Raw genomic sequence first — 14,448 nt, forward strand, 5'->3', positions numbered from 1 at the left:
TTCTAGTTTCTTCTTTTTTAGCTGTATTTGCTTTATAATTATTATCGGTACACTATTTTTATTTTATAGAATTGAGGTGAATATATGAGCTGGAAAGGTTTAGTAGCAGGTCTTGGCGTTGGGTTCGCAGCTGGTTATCTCGTTGCAAACAAAGTACAAGAACAATCCCATATTTCTTCAGAAAAAGCATTGAAAATGGTGAAACAAGCATTAAGTCATAAAGGTGAAATTACTGGCTCTTGGGTACATATGGTTCCAGAGACATTTGAAAAATATGATGTCGCATATGAAGTTTATCGCGGCGGTCTTACAACGATGTTAAATGATATACAAGAACGATTTGAATTTTTAGTTGATGCTAAAACAGGTACTGTTTTAGAGGTTATAGCAGCATAAAACGGAGGGTTCCCATTAGGTGAACCTCTTATTTTTTTGAAATTGCGGGTATTGATTAAAATTATATCAGCGATTTTTTAAATATATCGACTTACCGACAAAACCCGACAATAAAAAAGAAGCTGCTCCAATAAATATGATGGAACAACCTCCTATTTTTATGCTTCTATACTCGTTTTCCGTTCTATTTTTTCTACGATATGACCTTCCTCATTCCACTTCACAGCTCGATAATATGCGTCATGGTAAAACGTAAACCATGCCTCTTTTTCAGCACCATACTTCATCCACTTTTGCTTATTTTCAATCGAGGTCATCGGATAATCATCGTATGACATTACCCATAATACATTTTGATGCGCGTGCGTCGGCAATAGGTCTGCTAAATGAAGCATCGTTTCTCCTTGGCTTTCTAAAGCAATAACTGCATGTCCATCACTATGCCCACCCGTATGTGCCATCTTGATTTCATCTGTAATTTCTATTTCTTGCTGGAACGTAACAACTTGATCTACAATTGGCTCCCAATTTTCCTTCCAATATGTATTACGTGATCTAATGTTTGGATTCCTCATTTCATTCCATTCTGTTTCACTTACGTAAACTTTCGCATTTGGAAATGCCGGTACAAGGTGATCATCTTCCCATTTTGTTAGACCAGATGCATGATCAAAATGAAGATGTGTCATCAAGACGTAGTCGATATCTTCAGGCTTTAATCCTAATTTTTCTAATGATTCATAAACCGATGATTCTTCTGTTACACCTTGATTGCGTTTCATCTTCTCATTCAACTTACCGTTTCCTATCCCGGAATCAATGAGCATATTTCCATCTTTTGTTTGCAAAAGTAACGGATCTGTTCGTAAATAAATATGATTTGTGTCATTATGTTTATATTTACGTGACCAAAGTACTTTCGGCACGACTCCAAACATTGCTCCTCCATCTAAATGTGTATTCCCGCCTTTTAACCACGTTACTTTTATATCTCCAATTTGTAACTGTTCCATTACACATCCCCCTTTTTAATTAATCTTAACATAAAATTCTGATTATTTTAGGTGTAAAAAAACCTACGCATTACTGCATAGGCTCTGTACGATATTTTGCTTCAACTCGGTAAATACGATGACCTTTACTAGAGAATTTCTCTTCGTATTCAGTCATGATGTTACCTTCAAAGTCGCTGTTATGAAGATCTAAGCTTAAGTACGTTAGTAACATACCATACTCAGCCATACTCATAAGAGAATATTCAAATAAACCTTGGTTATCTGTTTTGAAATGAATTTCTCCGCCTTCTACTAACACTTCTTCGTAATTACGTAAAAATGTTTTATACGTTAAACGACGCTTCGTATGACGTTTCTTTGGCCATGGATCTGAGAAGTTTAAATAAACGCGATCAATTTCACCTTTCGCAAAGAAAACTGTTAAATCTTCAGCATCTTTATTAATTAACTTTAAGTTTGGTAATTCTTCTTCAATTAATTTATCAAGTGCATCTACAACAACACTTGTGAATTTTTCAATTCCAATATAATTAATATGTGGATTCGCTTTCGCCATATCATACATGAAGCGGCCACGACCTGTACCTACTTCAATGTGAATTGGTTGTTCGTTTCCAAATACTTCTTTCCAGCTACCAGCGCGCTCCTCTGGGTTTCCGATTACGATATGTGAATATTCATTAATTCGATCCATTGCATACGGTTTATGTCTTAAACGCATAGATGTTTCCCTCTCTTTACATAGCTATTTTAAAGGAATAATTCCTTCTTTCTTTTTTAATCAATCTACCAAACAAAAAACCAAGTACGTACGAGCACTCGGTCCGTTTCTTTCAAGTATAAGATGTACCATTTTGATAAAAACTACATACAGCATTAAACATTCCATGACGAAACAGCTTTTTCTCTTACATTTGAAGAGAAAAACAATCGAAAGGATGATCCGTTCATGCCAATTAATCAACAACATCAATTAGAAGTACTGAAAGATATTTTAGTCAACCACCAAAGTGATTGCTGCGGGACAGTTTCAGAATGCGAGCAATTAGAGCGCCTCATTCAATCGTTACTCGCAAACGATAATATAAGTAGTGACGCTAAAACAATGCTAAACGATGTATATTCTTATAGTCAATCGGGTAAATCTTCCTCTAATTTGGACAACCATATTTCCAATAATCAAGAACAACTTACTCAGTGGATTGCTGGAATGGACAATTTTTCTTAAGTATCATTCTGAAGCAAGTAGTTGCTGTAAATATTGATGCCAATATTCAGCTTCTGCTTGCTGTTTTTTTGTTGTATGCCATTGAATAGACAAAATCGTTTGTGCTATCACATACCATCTCATACGCCTAAGCAGCGATTCATCCATTTCAATATCATAGTAACCGAGCCACTCACTCCATTCCTGGCGCGGAATGTACCAATATAATAACATACCGAGGTCTAGAGCTGGGTCAGCAATTACAGCTCCATCCCAATCAATTAAAAACAATTCATCTTCATCCGACAATAGCCAGTTGTTATGATTTACATCACAATGGCATACAACGAATTCATTGTATTCAATAGCTTTTAATGAATCCATTAAATATTGAAGGCCTTGCTGAATTGTTTCATCATCCCTTATATCTCCTCTTAAAACGAGTTGCAGTTGTTGTAATAACTCTTGTGCGTGAAGCGGCTGCTTCCCAAGTCTTTGAATCATCTGTACAAGCGCTTTAGAGGAGTGTATTTTCTTCAAAAGTTTCGCAACACGTTCTAGTTTCATATCCTCTGGCTCTAGCTTCTGTCCCGGAAGCCATTTTTGAGCAGAAATTACATCACCATTCGTTACCCTTCTTGTCCAAAGTAATTTTGGAACAATTCCTTCTGCTGACAATACCGCTAAAAAGGGCGATGTATTCCGCTTTAAAAATAACTTCTGTTGTCCGTTTTGCGCAATATATGCATCGCCCGTTACTCCACCAGCCGGTACAAGACTCCACTCTTTTCCTAATAATTGTTCCAACCATTCCATATTCATTACCCGTTAACAAATCCTTATCTTTTATAGTTATGAAAAGAAAAACCGCAACATTTCTACACATGTTGTGGATTCATATATTTTACTGTAAATGAAAAGAAAAATTAGCCTAAGCCAAAAATCCTCTATTTTATTTTACAAAACCTGTCATAGAATGACAACTTATCAAAATCGTCACCTTTGTCAATTCTACATTTATTACATTCTCATCGTCAAGTAGCGATTTGTCACATTATCGTCAATATATACGTGCTAATTGGAGCGAGCTTAAGTTCCTTTCCTCTAAATGAAGAAATTGGCTCTATTTTCGCTTCGTTTTCGTTTACTAACACATGCCACGTTGCTTCTTTCGGAAGTTGCACAGTTTTAGCTTCTAAACCGCTATTAAATAAGACGATAATCTCTTTCCATGGCCCAAACGTTTCTGCATGCTCTAGGTGATATGCAAGTACTTCTGTAGATGTTTGTAAAAAAGTCATATGTTTTTTTATAAGGTCTGCGCTTTGTAAACGGAATGCCCCATGCTCTTTACGAATCGCAATTAAACCTTTTATATAGTTAACAGTCTCTATCTCTTTCTCTTTTTGATCCCAATCTAATTGATTGATCTCATCATTTGCATTATAACTATTTTCATTTCCTTTCTTCGTACGATAAAACTCTTGCCCTGCGTGTAAGAAAGGAATGCCTTGTGAAAGAATAACCATTGCGCTCGCTAACAGGTGACGTTTTTTCAAAATCGTTTCTGATTCTTCATTACTGCGCACTAGTTTATCCCACATCGTCATATTATCATGACATTCTACATAGTTAATGCTTTGCGCTGGCTCTAGAAACAGCCCTGTTTCTTTCATACTTAAAAGACTTCCTGCTGCAATATACTGCAAATGATTACAGTCTACATGCCCACCAAATGCAAAACCACGCTTATTTATATGAAATGTACTCCCTTTTATCCCATCACGAAATTGATCATTAAACTGCGCGATATGTGGCATTTTCTTCGCATTATTTAACGTTGCTTTTTCTTTGGCAGGAAGCGGTGTTTGTAAATCCCATCCTTCTCCTAATAACAAAGCATCTCGTTTTATGTTTCGCACTTCTTTTTCTATCATATTCATTGTATCAACATCTAAAATTCCCATTAAGTCGAATCGGAATCCATCGACATTGTATTCAGTAAGCCAATATAAAATAGACTCTACAATGAATTTCCTCATCATTTTCCGTTCAGACGCTATATCATTTCCGACTCCCGTCCCATTAGAAGGCATACCATCTTCACCATGACGAAAATAGTATCCTGGAACAAGCTTTTCAAATGATGATAGCTCTCTTTCATAAACATGATTATAGACAACATCTATAATCACCCTAATACCTTGTTCATGAAATGTTTCAATTAGTTGTTTGCACTCAACTATCCTGTTATACGGATCAGAGGGGTTTGTAGCATAATATCCTGTTGGTGCATTGTAATATAATGGATTATATCCCCAATTATAGGCGGACGAAGGATTCGCCTCATCTACACCACCGAAACAATATAAAGGTAATAGTTCAACATGTGTAACACCTAAATCTTTTATATGGGACAACCCTGTTAATGTCCCATTCCGTCCTGTTGTTCCCTCTTCCATCAATCCTTTATATGTTCCCTTTTGAATTACTCCACTATTTGGATGTATAGTCGCATCACGAATATGCAGTTCATACAATATGGCATCTGTCATTGATTGTAATGTTGGTAATCCCTCTCGTCTTGTTACATTCGTTTTTTCTAAATTGATAACAACACCATGTTTTCCATTTACCGTCACCGACTTTGCATAAGGATCCACAGCTTCGTTCCATATTAAATTAATACAAACAAGAAATGTATAGCGTGCTCCGTCTAAATCACCTTGTAATGTTTGAATCCAAACTCCGTTTTCTCCCCTGTACATTTCATGATCGGTATATTCTTTATCGCTCTTATAAATTCTTACTTTCGCAAGCCTTGCAGTTGGGGCCCATACTTTAAATGTCGTTTCTTCTTTTTGATAAACAGCACCTAAATCTGTACCTTCGTAATAATACTTTTCATCGAAACTTTTTGTTCGAATAACAGCACCTATTTGTAAATCAGTTTCTTCATTCCGTTCATCTCGTACTGTATAATACTTCCCCACATCTAGCGGCTCTTCTATAAAGCACTCATACTTCGTTGCATCTGGAAGCGCAATAGTATGAGCAATCGGTAAATCTTTCACATTACTTCCTTCTTGCAAACGAAATGTCCGACTTGTTCCATACGCATGTGGGAGCAAAATTGTAATTTTATTCATTTCATCTAAATAGGCATCAAATGGACGTTTTACTTTCAACATAAAAAAATCACCATCATTCTCAAAGTTAAAATAAAGTGAAACTTTAATGAGCGAGAAAATTTCTCCATCCTCACTTATTATTAGCCTTCACCAATTAGGCGAGATAAAATGAGCTGCAAATGATAAGGCTTTTCTTATCAACAAGACTCTATACAGTAACTCCATTCTTCTCTATAGTATATTCACCTGCATAAAAAACGTTTTCAACATTCTATTTTTGTAATTTTATTTCAGCAATCGATTTATACTTCGGGGTTTCTTTCACGTGGGATTCGTATAAAGTAATTGTATCTGCTTGAAATGATATTTCAGGCACTTCTTTTATACTTTCTAAACGAAACTTTTCTTCTCCTATCCATTTACGAGCAACGGTAATATGCGGGTGATATGGGCGTGTTTCTAGAGAAAATCCATTTTCTTCACAAATGGCATGTATTTGCTTTTGCAACTGAAACAAATCGTGATTCTCACTTACCTTCGCCCAAAAAATACGAGGCTGATCTTCCCTACCAAACGTTGAAAAACCTTGTAATGTGAACGATAGTTCTTTTGTTTCTGCAATTGTTTTTAATCCATTCTTTATTCCCTCTAATTGTTCCCCCGTTGCACTCCCTAAAAATGAAAGGGTAATATGATAGTCTTCTTTATGTACCCATGAACGAAATTGTAATTCCTCTTGCATATCCTCTTTATAGTTAGACAGCATTTCTTTTATATGATTCGGTAACGTAATTGCGACAAAATAATGCAGTTCCATGTACATCTTCTCCTTCTTTTCTATTGTTGCTTTTCTTTCTTATCTCATTCAGGTAAAAAGAAGCCGCTCTCCAAAATAGAGAGCGGACATTATTTATATATCCATTACTTCGCTAATTCATGAATTGCTTGCGCGTAAATTGCTGTTGCTTTCAATAAGTCTTCAATTTCGATATACTCATCTTTTTGATGCGCAAGTTCTTCTTTTCCAGGGAATAGCGGGCCAAATGCCACACCAGCTTTTAATGAACGAGCATAAGTACCGCCGCCGATTGCTAATAGTTCTGCTTTTTCACCTGTTTGTTCTTCATACACACGTTGTAACGTACGGATTAATACGTGATCTTTATCGACGTGATGTGGGCGAGAATTAGAATAGTCAGCCACTTCAAAACCATGCGTACCAACATATTCTTTCAACTTCACAATTGTTTCTTCAAAGTTAGTTGTAACTGGGTAACGTACGTTTAGCCCTAAGTTACCACCGTTTTCTTTCGTATAAGAAATGCGACCGACATTCACTGTTAACGGACCGCTAATTTCATCTTTGTAAGCAATAGTAGCTTTTTCACCAAAAATATCACCAGTAAATGTTTCTGTTGCAAATGTCGCAAATGCAGTTGCTTTTCCATCAAGTGAAACTGTAGTTAAGAAGTTTGCTAATAATAAACCTGCATTTTCTCCTTTTTCAGGAGTAGATCCGTGCGCTGAAATTCCTTCTATTTGCAACGTCACTGTATTTCCTTCTATAGTCGATTTCCCTATTTTTTTAGCAGTTTGTAAATACTCTTCATATGCTACTGTAAGTGCATTTACATCTTCTCCTGTGATAACTGCTTCTGCAAAATCAGGAACCATATTTAAACGGCGCCCTGAATCAAATGAAACAAGTTCATATGTACCTTTTTTCTCTTCACTACCATTTTGCACAACTTGTATATCAGAAATTCCTTTTTCTGCATTAATAATTGGAAAGTCTGCATCCGGTGCAAAACCAATTGTTGGCATTTCTTCATTTTTAAAGTAGTGATCTACACATTTCCAATTGCTTTCCTCATCTGTTCCTATAATCATACGAACACGTTTTGAAAGAGGTAAGCCTAATTCTTTCACAATTTTCATTGCATAATATGCTGCCATCGTTGGGCCTTTATCGTCAATTGCACCACGTGCAAAAATCTTTCCATCGCGAATATCCGCACTATATGCGGGAGTCGTCCAGCCATCTCCTTCTGGTACAACGTCAACGTGACAAAGAATACCTACTAATTCTTCTCCTTGTCCCATTTCAAGATGACCTGCATATCCTTCTAAATTTTTAGAAGCAAAACCTTCAGCTTCTCCTTTATGTAACATGAAAGATAGAGCTTTTTCTACACCTTCACCGAATGGTGCGCCCTCTTTCGCAGATTCTTCTTCCCATACACTTTTAATTTGTAAAAATTGTTGTGTATCACGAATTAAATCATCTTTTCGTTTTGCAACTTCTTCTGTCCAATTAATCGCTGACATCACGCATCCATCCTTCACTATATTGTTTCTTTCATCATAACAAACAGAAATCTCTTATGCCATACACGAAAACTAAATACCGAACAATTGTAATATTTCAGATATTTCTTATTAGTTTTTCTTTTGTTTTTCCAAAAAAATTTGCAGGAATTTGGCGTTTTACGTAGAATTTTATGTGTTAGTTGACTGACCATATATACAATGTCAACTACCAATATTTTTCTATATGAATATTTGTTAAATTTCTGTAAAATTTAAGTAGATTAAAGCATGAATTTTATCATGTAGAGTACAATGGTAGTAACGACCTTCTTTCCTGAATGGGGTCAAAAAAACTAGTAGAGGAGTGGTTTTCTCTTGAAACCTACAACTACTCGTATGCTAACACGCATTAAATCAATTTATATGTACATCAATGAAAACGGAACGGTAACGACGAAAGACCTTGTAGATGAGTTCGGGATCACACCGCGAACGATACAACGTGATCTAAATGTGTTGCAGTTTAATGAACTCGTGTATAGCCCTTGCCGCGGTAAGTGGACAACAACAGGAAAGAAAGTGAGAATGACCTCATAACGAAAAATAATTGTATGGTAAATAAATACATACCCCTTTCTAATAATTAGAAAGGGGTCTTTTCTGCGCCTATAAAGGTACTACTTTTCAGTATCTACTTGATATGTTTTTAACATTTCTACTTCTTCATCTGTTAGCTCTCGGTATTGTCCAAGTTCTAGTTCTTCATCTAATACTAACGGACCCATCTCTGTTCTCTTTAGGTAGACTACTTTTTTTCCTACCGCTTCAAACATACGCTTCACTTGATGGAATTTCCCTTCCGTAATCACAAGCTCAATTTCAGAAATATCATCGCTTTTCAATATTGTAAGTGCACCTGGCTTTGTTTCATAGCCATCGTCTAAAATAACACCTTTAGCAAATTCTTTTACATCCTCTTCTGTTACTACTCCTGCAACGTGTGCATAATATTTTTTCGGCACATGCTTTTTCGGAGATAATAATTGATGTGATAACTTCCCATCATTTGTTATCAATAAGAAGCCTTCCGTATCGATATCAAGTCGTCCAACTGGGAACGGATCAAAGATTGCATCTTCTAATTCTAATAAATCTATTACTGTTTCATGATTATCATCTTCCGTCGCTGAAATAACACCTTGTGGTTTATGCATCATTAAGTAAACAAATTCTTTGTATTCCACAACTTCACCGTGAATCATAACTTCTTGCTCTTCTACATTTACATGAACTTTCGCATCTTTTACTGGCGTTCCATCAATTTTCACAACGCCATCTTTCAATAATTTCTTTACTTCTTTTCTACTTCCATATCCCATATTTGCTAATAATTTATCTAATCTCACGTTTTTCACCTTCTTTATTTATCATAGAAAAGGGGACGTAATTACGCCCCTCTTGATTTCAACTTTATTTTAAATCTACTACCAAGTTTACGTTGAATTTTATCTAATGCTTCTCCACCAAATACTCTTTCAAGTACTCCTGTGCGAATTGCTAACAATCCGTAAACAAGACCGCCAATACCTGCACAAATCGCAACTGTTATAAGAGCACCAATACGGCCATCAGGCGAAATCATGAAGGATAGAATCCATTGTGATAGTTTTACAGCAACGACCATTATAAGTGTCAGTACTGCAATTTGGAATGTTCTTTTATATACAACACCGAATGAATAGTGTGCGTATTTTTTAATTTGTTGATTTGTGTACCAAACAGAAGCTAAGAAACCAACTGCTGTCGCTAGAATTGCTCCTACTGTACCGAAATAACGAATAAAGATTACGTTACATACAAATTTCAAAATAACGCCCATTATAAGCGCAATAATCGCATGCTTCTGCTGGTTAATACCTTGCAGGATTGCTGCTGTTACTGTAAATAAAGCGAATAACAACGCAACTGGTGCATACCACATTAATACTTGTCCACCTAGTGGATCTGAATCGTAAAACGCAGTATAAATTGGATATGCAAGTGAAGAAATACCGACAACTGCTGGCAATGTTAAAAACATATTTGCCTGGAATGTTTGTGTAATTTGTAATTTCAAATAGCGGTATTGTTTTTCAGTAAATGATTTTGTGATTGCTGGTACAAGCGTTAAACTAAACGCTGTTGCAAGTGATACAGGAATCATAATTAACTTATGCGTCCACATTGTGAAAATACCGAGAGCTCGCTCTGCGATATCACCTTGACCAATCGCCTGCATAATTGAGTTAAATGTCAATGTATCAATTTGTTGATATAAAGGAATTGTTAACCCAATTACAACGTAAGGAATCGCATATGCAAATAACTCTTTAAACAATTGAACGGTGCTTACTGTTGATTCTGGTACAGTTTGTTCAATTAAATATTGATCCAAATATTTTTTACGTTTTAGCCAGTACCAAATTAACACACCGAGTGCTCCAACCGCTGAAACGAACGCAGCAAATGTCGCTACTCCAACTGCTGTTGCAACTGTACCGCCAAGTACTTTAATAACGATAAAACTACCTGCTAATAAAAAGACGATACGAATAATTTGTTCAATAATTTGTGAAACGGTAGTTGGTCCCATAGACTGGTGACCTTGGAAATAACCACGAATTAAACTCGCTGCTGGTACAACAATAAGCGCGAAGCTTACAAGACGAATGATCGTCGTAACTTCTCCTACATTATTGTGTATACTTTGTTTACCAAGCATCGCTTCTGCAAACAATGGCGCCGTCATGTACAGTACTAGGAACGAAAGAACTCCTGTTACTATCATCATAACCATTCCCGAGCGGAACATTCTCCGGCTCGTTTTATAATCGCCAAGCGCATTATATTTGGAAACAAATTTTGAAACAGCAAGTGGCACACCTGCCGTTGCGATACTTAAAAAGATCGTATATGGAATGTATCCATATGTATAGAGCGTTCCGCCTTCTGTTCCTACTAATGCATGAAACGGAAAGACGTAAATCATGCCTAAGAACTTTACTAAAAATGTCCCTAGCGTAACAATAAGCGTTCCGCGCAGAAATTTCGAATCGGACATACAAAAATCCTCCTACATCTACATAAAGTGAAACTATAATTAGTTGGAGACTTCTCTCCTACTCCTTATTAGTTGAACCATTCGAGCATTTACAGGCTAACAGACTCCCTATTTACTTCTCCTAAATCTTGAGGTTTTAGTCTTATCGCCTACAAATGGCAGGATAGTGCTGAACTCTAACTTTTGTATTGTACCACAATTCTCTCATTAAGCAGTACTTCACTCTATTTTTCTTTTAAGGGAAAACATGCTATTCTTTTAGGCAGGAAATGTAGAAAATGAGGTCGATATATTATGCATTATGATGTTATTGTCATCGGCGGCGGTCCTTCTGGGCTAATGGCTGCAATTGGTGCTGCAGAAGAAGGCGCAAATGTCTTACTTCTTGATAAAGGAAATAAACTTGGGCGTAAACTTGCAATTTCTGGTGGCGGACGCTGTAACGTAACGAACCGTCTACCACTTGATGAAATTGTTAAACATATACCAGGAAACGGTCGCTTCTTATACAGCGCTTTTTCTATTTTTAATAATGAAGATATTATTACATTCTTCGAAAATCTCGGTGTTAAATTGAAAGAAGAAGACCACGGTCGCATGTTCCCTGTGTCAAACAAAGCACAATCTGTTGTAGACGCACTTTTAACACGATTAAAAGACTTAGGTGTAAAAATTCGTACAAATACGCCTGTTGAAACAATTGAATATGAAAATGGTCAAACAAAAGCAGTTATACTGCAAACAGGCGAAGTGTTAGAAACAAATCACGTCGTTATCGCTGTTGGCGGAAAATCAGTTCCTCAAACTGGATCTACTGGAGACGGATATGCTTGGGCTGAAAAAGCGGGTCATACAATCACAGAATTATTCCCAACAGAAGTACCTATCCTTTCAAACGAGCCGTTTATACGTAACCGCTCATTACAAGGTCTTGCTTTACGTGATATAAACTTAAGTGTATTAAATCCGAAAGGAAAAGCTATCATTTCTCACAAAATGGACATGCTCTTCACTCATTTCGGCCTATCTGGACCTGCTGCTCTTCGCTGTAGCCAATTCGTCGTGAAAGCACTGAAAAAGTTTAAAACGAATACAATACAAATGAGTATTGATGCATTGCCAGAGGAAAATAGTGAACAACTATTTCAGCGCATGCTGAAACAAATGAAAGAAGATCCGAAAAAAGGAATTAAAAACGTTTTAAAAGGTTATGTTCCTGAACGTTACTTCCTATTCTTATTAGAAAAAAATGAAATTGACGGCAGCGAACAAGCTGGACAAGTTTCTCACGAAAAGATTCGTGCACTTGTGAAAGACTTTAAAGAGTTTACTGTGAATGTAAATGGTACGCAGTCAATTGAAAAAGCATTCGTTACTGGCGGCGGTGTATCCGTGAAAGAAATTAATCCGAAAGAAATGTCTTCTAAATTTACGAACGGCTTATATTTCTGCGGAGAAGTTCTTGATATTCATGGTTATACTGGTGGCTATAATATTACATCAGCCCTTGTTACTGGTAGAATTGCCGGAACGACAGCTGGAGAAAACGCGAAAATGCAGTATTAAAAAAAGAAACAGGGATTCCTGTTTCTTTTTTTATAGGCACATGAAATTATATGAGCGATTCCACAAATATATCAGCGATTCCGCAACTTATATCGGCTATTTTCCAAATTTATCAGCGATTCTGCAACTTATATCGACTTACCGACAAGAAACGACAAATATAGGCTCCACTTAACTTCCCATTGCTTTTTTGTTGCTTTATATACCTTAGTACCTTTATATTTTATATTGTTGAATATTTAAAAAAGGGTAAGGGGAAAACAAATGAGAAAAAAAGTCATGATGTCTTTAATGTTAATGACGTTTCTTTCTGCGGTAGAAGGAACGATTGTTAGTACAGCAATCCCTCGTATAACGAGTGATTTGTCAGGCGTCGAACTTGTTAGTTGGGTATATGCAATTTATATGCTTGCAACAGCTGTTTCGACTCCAATATACGGAAAGCTCGCTGATTTATTTGGCCGTAAAAAAGTTTTACTGATCGGAGCTACAATCTTTTTAGTCGGTTCTGCACTTTGCGGAGTCGTTACATCGATGGAACAATTAATCTTCTTCCGCGCGCTTCAAGGTATCGGTGCTGGTGCTGTTATGCCAATCACAATGACGATTATTGGAGACTTATATAGCGAAGCGAAAGACCGCGCGAAAGCACAAGGTTGGATGAGTGCCGTTTGGGGTGTATCCGGTGTTATCGGACCGTTAGTAGGTGGATTTTTAGTTGATTCCCTTTCTTGGCGTTATATTTTCTTCCTAAACGTTCCATTCGGAATTATCGCTTGCTTAATGATTGCAATTTACTACAAAGAATCTATTAAACCTGCTAAGCATCATATCGATTATCTTGGTGCAACAGTCTTCTCATTAAGTACAATCGCTCTACTATATGCATTATTAACAGGTAGCAGTAAGCAAAACTGGGGAGACATGACAATTATCGGCCTATTAATCTTTGCCGCTATTTCATTTATTATTTTCTTATTCATCGAGAAGAAATCTCCGGAACCATTAATTCCGCTAGCACTTTTCTCTAACCGTACATTATCTACGATAAATATATTAACTCTTATTGCTGGCGCAATGATTATTAGTATTACAATGTACCTTCCAATTTGGAGCCAAGGTGTATTAGGGAAAAACGCTACAGAAGCTGGACTTATTTTAATGCCAATTCCTGTTATGTGGACATTTGGCGCTATTTTCTCTGGTAACTTAGTAGGCAAATTAAAAACGAAACAAATCATTTTACTTGGAGCTAGCATTTTATCAGTCGCTACGTTCTTATTATTTACACTATCAACAAATTCACCATCGTTCCTTATTTATGTAGCAGTCGGATTATTCGGCTTAGGAATGGGGCTTGTGACACCGATTTACATGGTAACAATTCAAGCAGCTGTACCAGCTCATACACGCGGAACAGCTGTTGGTTTAAACACATTTATTAATACATTTAGTCAAACGTTAGGTGCTGCAATATTCGGTACAATCTTCAATACGATGATTCACGCACGTGGTATTAAAAACCTTGATCTTGTATCTGGCGGACACGGCGGTACTACAGCAAACGTAGTAACCGAATCGCAATCTGCATTAGCATCAAGCGTACACGTCATTTATATGAGCACTTTCGTATTAGCAGTATTTACATTAATTATCGCTTGGCTCTTATTAAAGCCAGCTACACAAACAAGTGAGCAACAATAAAAGGATGACCATTTTGGT

General features: G+C 36.6%; 13 protein-coding genes. 5 read left to right on the top strand and 8 right to left on the bottom strand.

The window, feature by feature from the left end; translation table 11 throughout:
* Window positions 1–84 precede the first annotated feature (84 nt).
* Window positions 85–396 (top strand): PepSY domain-containing protein, encoded by a 312-nt coding sequence (locus tag ACTFN4_RS05895; protein WP_000118543.1) that lies wholly within the window; start codon window positions 85–87, stop codon window positions 394–396.
* 158 nt (window positions 397–554) lie between these two features.
* On the opposite strand, the gene ACTFN4_RS05900 is transcribed toward ACTFN4_RS05895, so the two are convergent.
* Both ACTFN4_RS05900 and trmB read right to left on the bottom strand, forming a co-directional pair.
* The gene (locus ACTFN4_RS05900; protein ID WP_000436848.1) at window positions 555–1,409 is read right to left on the bottom strand and encodes a YtnP family quorum-quenching lactonase; all 855 of its coding nucleotides are present in this window, start codon (window positions 1,407–1,409) and stop codon (window positions 555–557) included.
* Window positions 1,410–1,479: 70 nt separating this feature from the next.
* The gene (gene trmB / locus ACTFN4_RS05905) at window positions 1,480–2,133 is read right to left on the bottom strand and encodes a tRNA (guanosine(46)-N7)-methyltransferase TrmB (RefSeq protein WP_001239385.1); all 654 of its coding nucleotides are present in this window, start codon (window positions 2,131–2,133) and stop codon (window positions 1,480–1,482) included.
* Between the two features lie 228 nt (window positions 2,134–2,361).
* On the opposite strand from trmB, the gene ACTFN4_RS05910 reads away from it, so the two are divergent.
* The gene (locus tag ACTFN4_RS05910; protein ID WP_001122235.1) at window positions 2,362–2,640 is read left to right on the top strand and encodes a YtzH-like family protein; all 279 of its coding nucleotides are present in this window, start codon (window positions 2,362–2,364) and stop codon (window positions 2,638–2,640) included.
* Between the two features lie 3 nt (window positions 2,641–2,643).
* On the opposite strand, the gene ACTFN4_RS05915 is transcribed toward ACTFN4_RS05910, so the two are convergent.
* The 4 genes from ACTFN4_RS05915 to pepV form a co-directional block, all read right to left on the bottom strand.
* Complete coding sequence (locus tag ACTFN4_RS05915) at window positions 2,644–3,441, bottom strand: phosphotransferase family protein (protein ID WP_001986674.1); 798 nt, start codon at window positions 3,439–3,441, stop codon at window positions 2,644–2,646.
* A 227-nt stretch (window positions 3,442–3,668) separates the two neighbouring features.
* Window positions 3,669–5,810, bottom strand: a complete 2,142-nt coding sequence (pulA, locus tag ACTFN4_RS05920; protein ID WP_000921750.1) for a type I pullulanase — start codon at window positions 5,808–5,810, stop codon at window positions 3,669–3,671.
* 211 nt (window positions 5,811–6,021) lie between these two features.
* The gene (gene thpR / locus ACTFN4_RS05925) at window positions 6,022–6,567 is read right to left on the bottom strand and encodes an RNA 2',3'-cyclic phosphodiesterase (protein WP_000418986.1); all 546 of its coding nucleotides are present in this window, start codon (window positions 6,565–6,567) and stop codon (window positions 6,022–6,024) included.
* A 104-nt stretch (window positions 6,568–6,671) separates the two neighbouring features.
* Window positions 6,672–8,078 carry a dipeptidase PepV gene (gene pepV / locus ACTFN4_RS05930; RefSeq protein ID WP_001274236.1) on the bottom strand — a complete coding sequence of 469 codons (1,407 nt, stop codon included), beginning with the start codon at window positions 8,076–8,078 and terminating at the stop codon, window positions 6,672–6,674.
* A 357-nt stretch (window positions 8,079–8,435) separates the two neighbouring features.
* Here pepV and ACTFN4_RS05935 point away from each other — a divergent pair, with 357 nt between their 5' ends.
* Window positions 8,436–8,657, top strand: a complete 222-nt coding sequence (locus tag ACTFN4_RS05935) for a DeoR family transcriptional regulator (RefSeq protein ID WP_000805512.1) — start codon at window positions 8,436–8,438, stop codon at window positions 8,655–8,657.
* A gap of 80 nt (window positions 8,658–8,737) precedes the next feature.
* On the opposite strand, the gene ACTFN4_RS05940 is transcribed toward ACTFN4_RS05935, so the two are convergent.
* Window positions 8,738–9,466, bottom strand: a complete 729-nt coding sequence (locus ACTFN4_RS05940; RefSeq protein WP_001234947.1) for a pseudouridine synthase — start codon at window positions 9,464–9,466, stop codon at window positions 8,738–8,740.
* Between the two features lie 41 nt (window positions 9,467–9,507).
* Window positions 9,508–11,160: a putative polysaccharide biosynthesis protein gene (locus tag ACTFN4_RS05945; RefSeq protein WP_001284028.1), complete on the bottom strand. Its 1,653-nt coding sequence runs from the start codon at window positions 11,158–11,160 to the stop codon at window positions 9,508–9,510.
* 294 nt (window positions 11,161–11,454) lie between these two features.
* Here ACTFN4_RS05945 and ACTFN4_RS05950 point away from each other — a divergent pair, with 294 nt between their 5' ends.
* Together ACTFN4_RS05950 and ACTFN4_RS05955 are read left to right on the top strand one after the other, a co-directional pair.
* Complete coding sequence (locus tag ACTFN4_RS05950; RefSeq protein ID WP_325832487.1) at window positions 11,455–12,726, top strand: NAD(P)/FAD-dependent oxidoreductase; 1,272 nt, start codon at window positions 11,455–11,457, stop codon at window positions 12,724–12,726.
* 264 nt (window positions 12,727–12,990) lie between these two features.
* Window positions 12,991–14,430 carry an MDR family MFS transporter gene (locus tag ACTFN4_RS05955; protein ID WP_001228021.1) on the top strand — a complete coding sequence of 480 codons (1,440 nt, stop codon included), beginning with the start codon at window positions 12,991–12,993 and terminating at the stop codon, window positions 14,428–14,430.
* Window positions 14,431–14,448: the final 18 nt, after the last annotated feature.

It is taken from the genome of Bacillus cereus group sp. MYBK95-2 (genome assembly GCF_051915225.1).
In the GTDB taxonomy this organism is placed as follows: Bacteria; Bacillota; Bacilli; order Bacillales; family Bacillaceae_G; genus Bacillus_A; species Bacillus_A cereus.

Coding starts and splice junctions, on each gene's coding strand:
- ACTFN4_RS05955 (WP_001228021.1), top strand. CDS start 12,991: ATGAGAAAAAAAGTCATGATGTCTTTAATGTTAATGACGTTTCTTTCT.
- ACTFN4_RS05915 (WP_001986674.1), bottom strand. CDS start 3,441: ATGAATATGGAATGGTTGGAACAATTATTAGGAAAAGAGTGGAGTCTT.
- ACTFN4_RS05910 (WP_001122235.1), top strand. CDS start 2,362: ATGCCAATTAATCAACAACATCAATTAGAAGTACTGAAAGATATTTTA.
- pulA (WP_000921750.1), bottom strand. CDS start 5,810: ATGTTGAAAGTAAAACGTCCATTTGATGCCTATTTAGATGAAATGAAT.
- trmB (WP_001239385.1), bottom strand. CDS start 2,133: ATGCGTTTAAGACATAAACCGTATGCAATGGATCGAATTAATGAATAT.
- ACTFN4_RS05900 (WP_000436848.1), bottom strand. CDS start 1,409: ATGGAACAGTTACAAATTGGAGATATAAAAGTAACGTGGTTAAAAGGC.
- thpR (WP_000418986.1), bottom strand. CDS start 6,567: ATGGAACTGCATTATTTTGTCGCAATTACGTTACCGAATCATATAAAA.
- ACTFN4_RS05945 (WP_001284028.1), bottom strand. CDS start 11,160: ATGTCCGATTCGAAATTTCTGCGCGGAACGCTTATTGTTACGCTAGGG.
- pepV (WP_001274236.1), bottom strand. CDS start 8,078: ATGTCAGCGATTAATTGGACAGAAGAAGTTGCAAAACGAAAAGATGAT.
- ACTFN4_RS05950 (WP_325832487.1), top strand. CDS start 11,455: ATGCATTATGATGTTATTGTCATCGGCGGCGGTCCTTCTGGGCTAATG.
- ACTFN4_RS05895 (WP_000118543.1), top strand. CDS start 85: ATGAGCTGGAAAGGTTTAGTAGCAGGTCTTGGCGTTGGGTTCGCAGCT.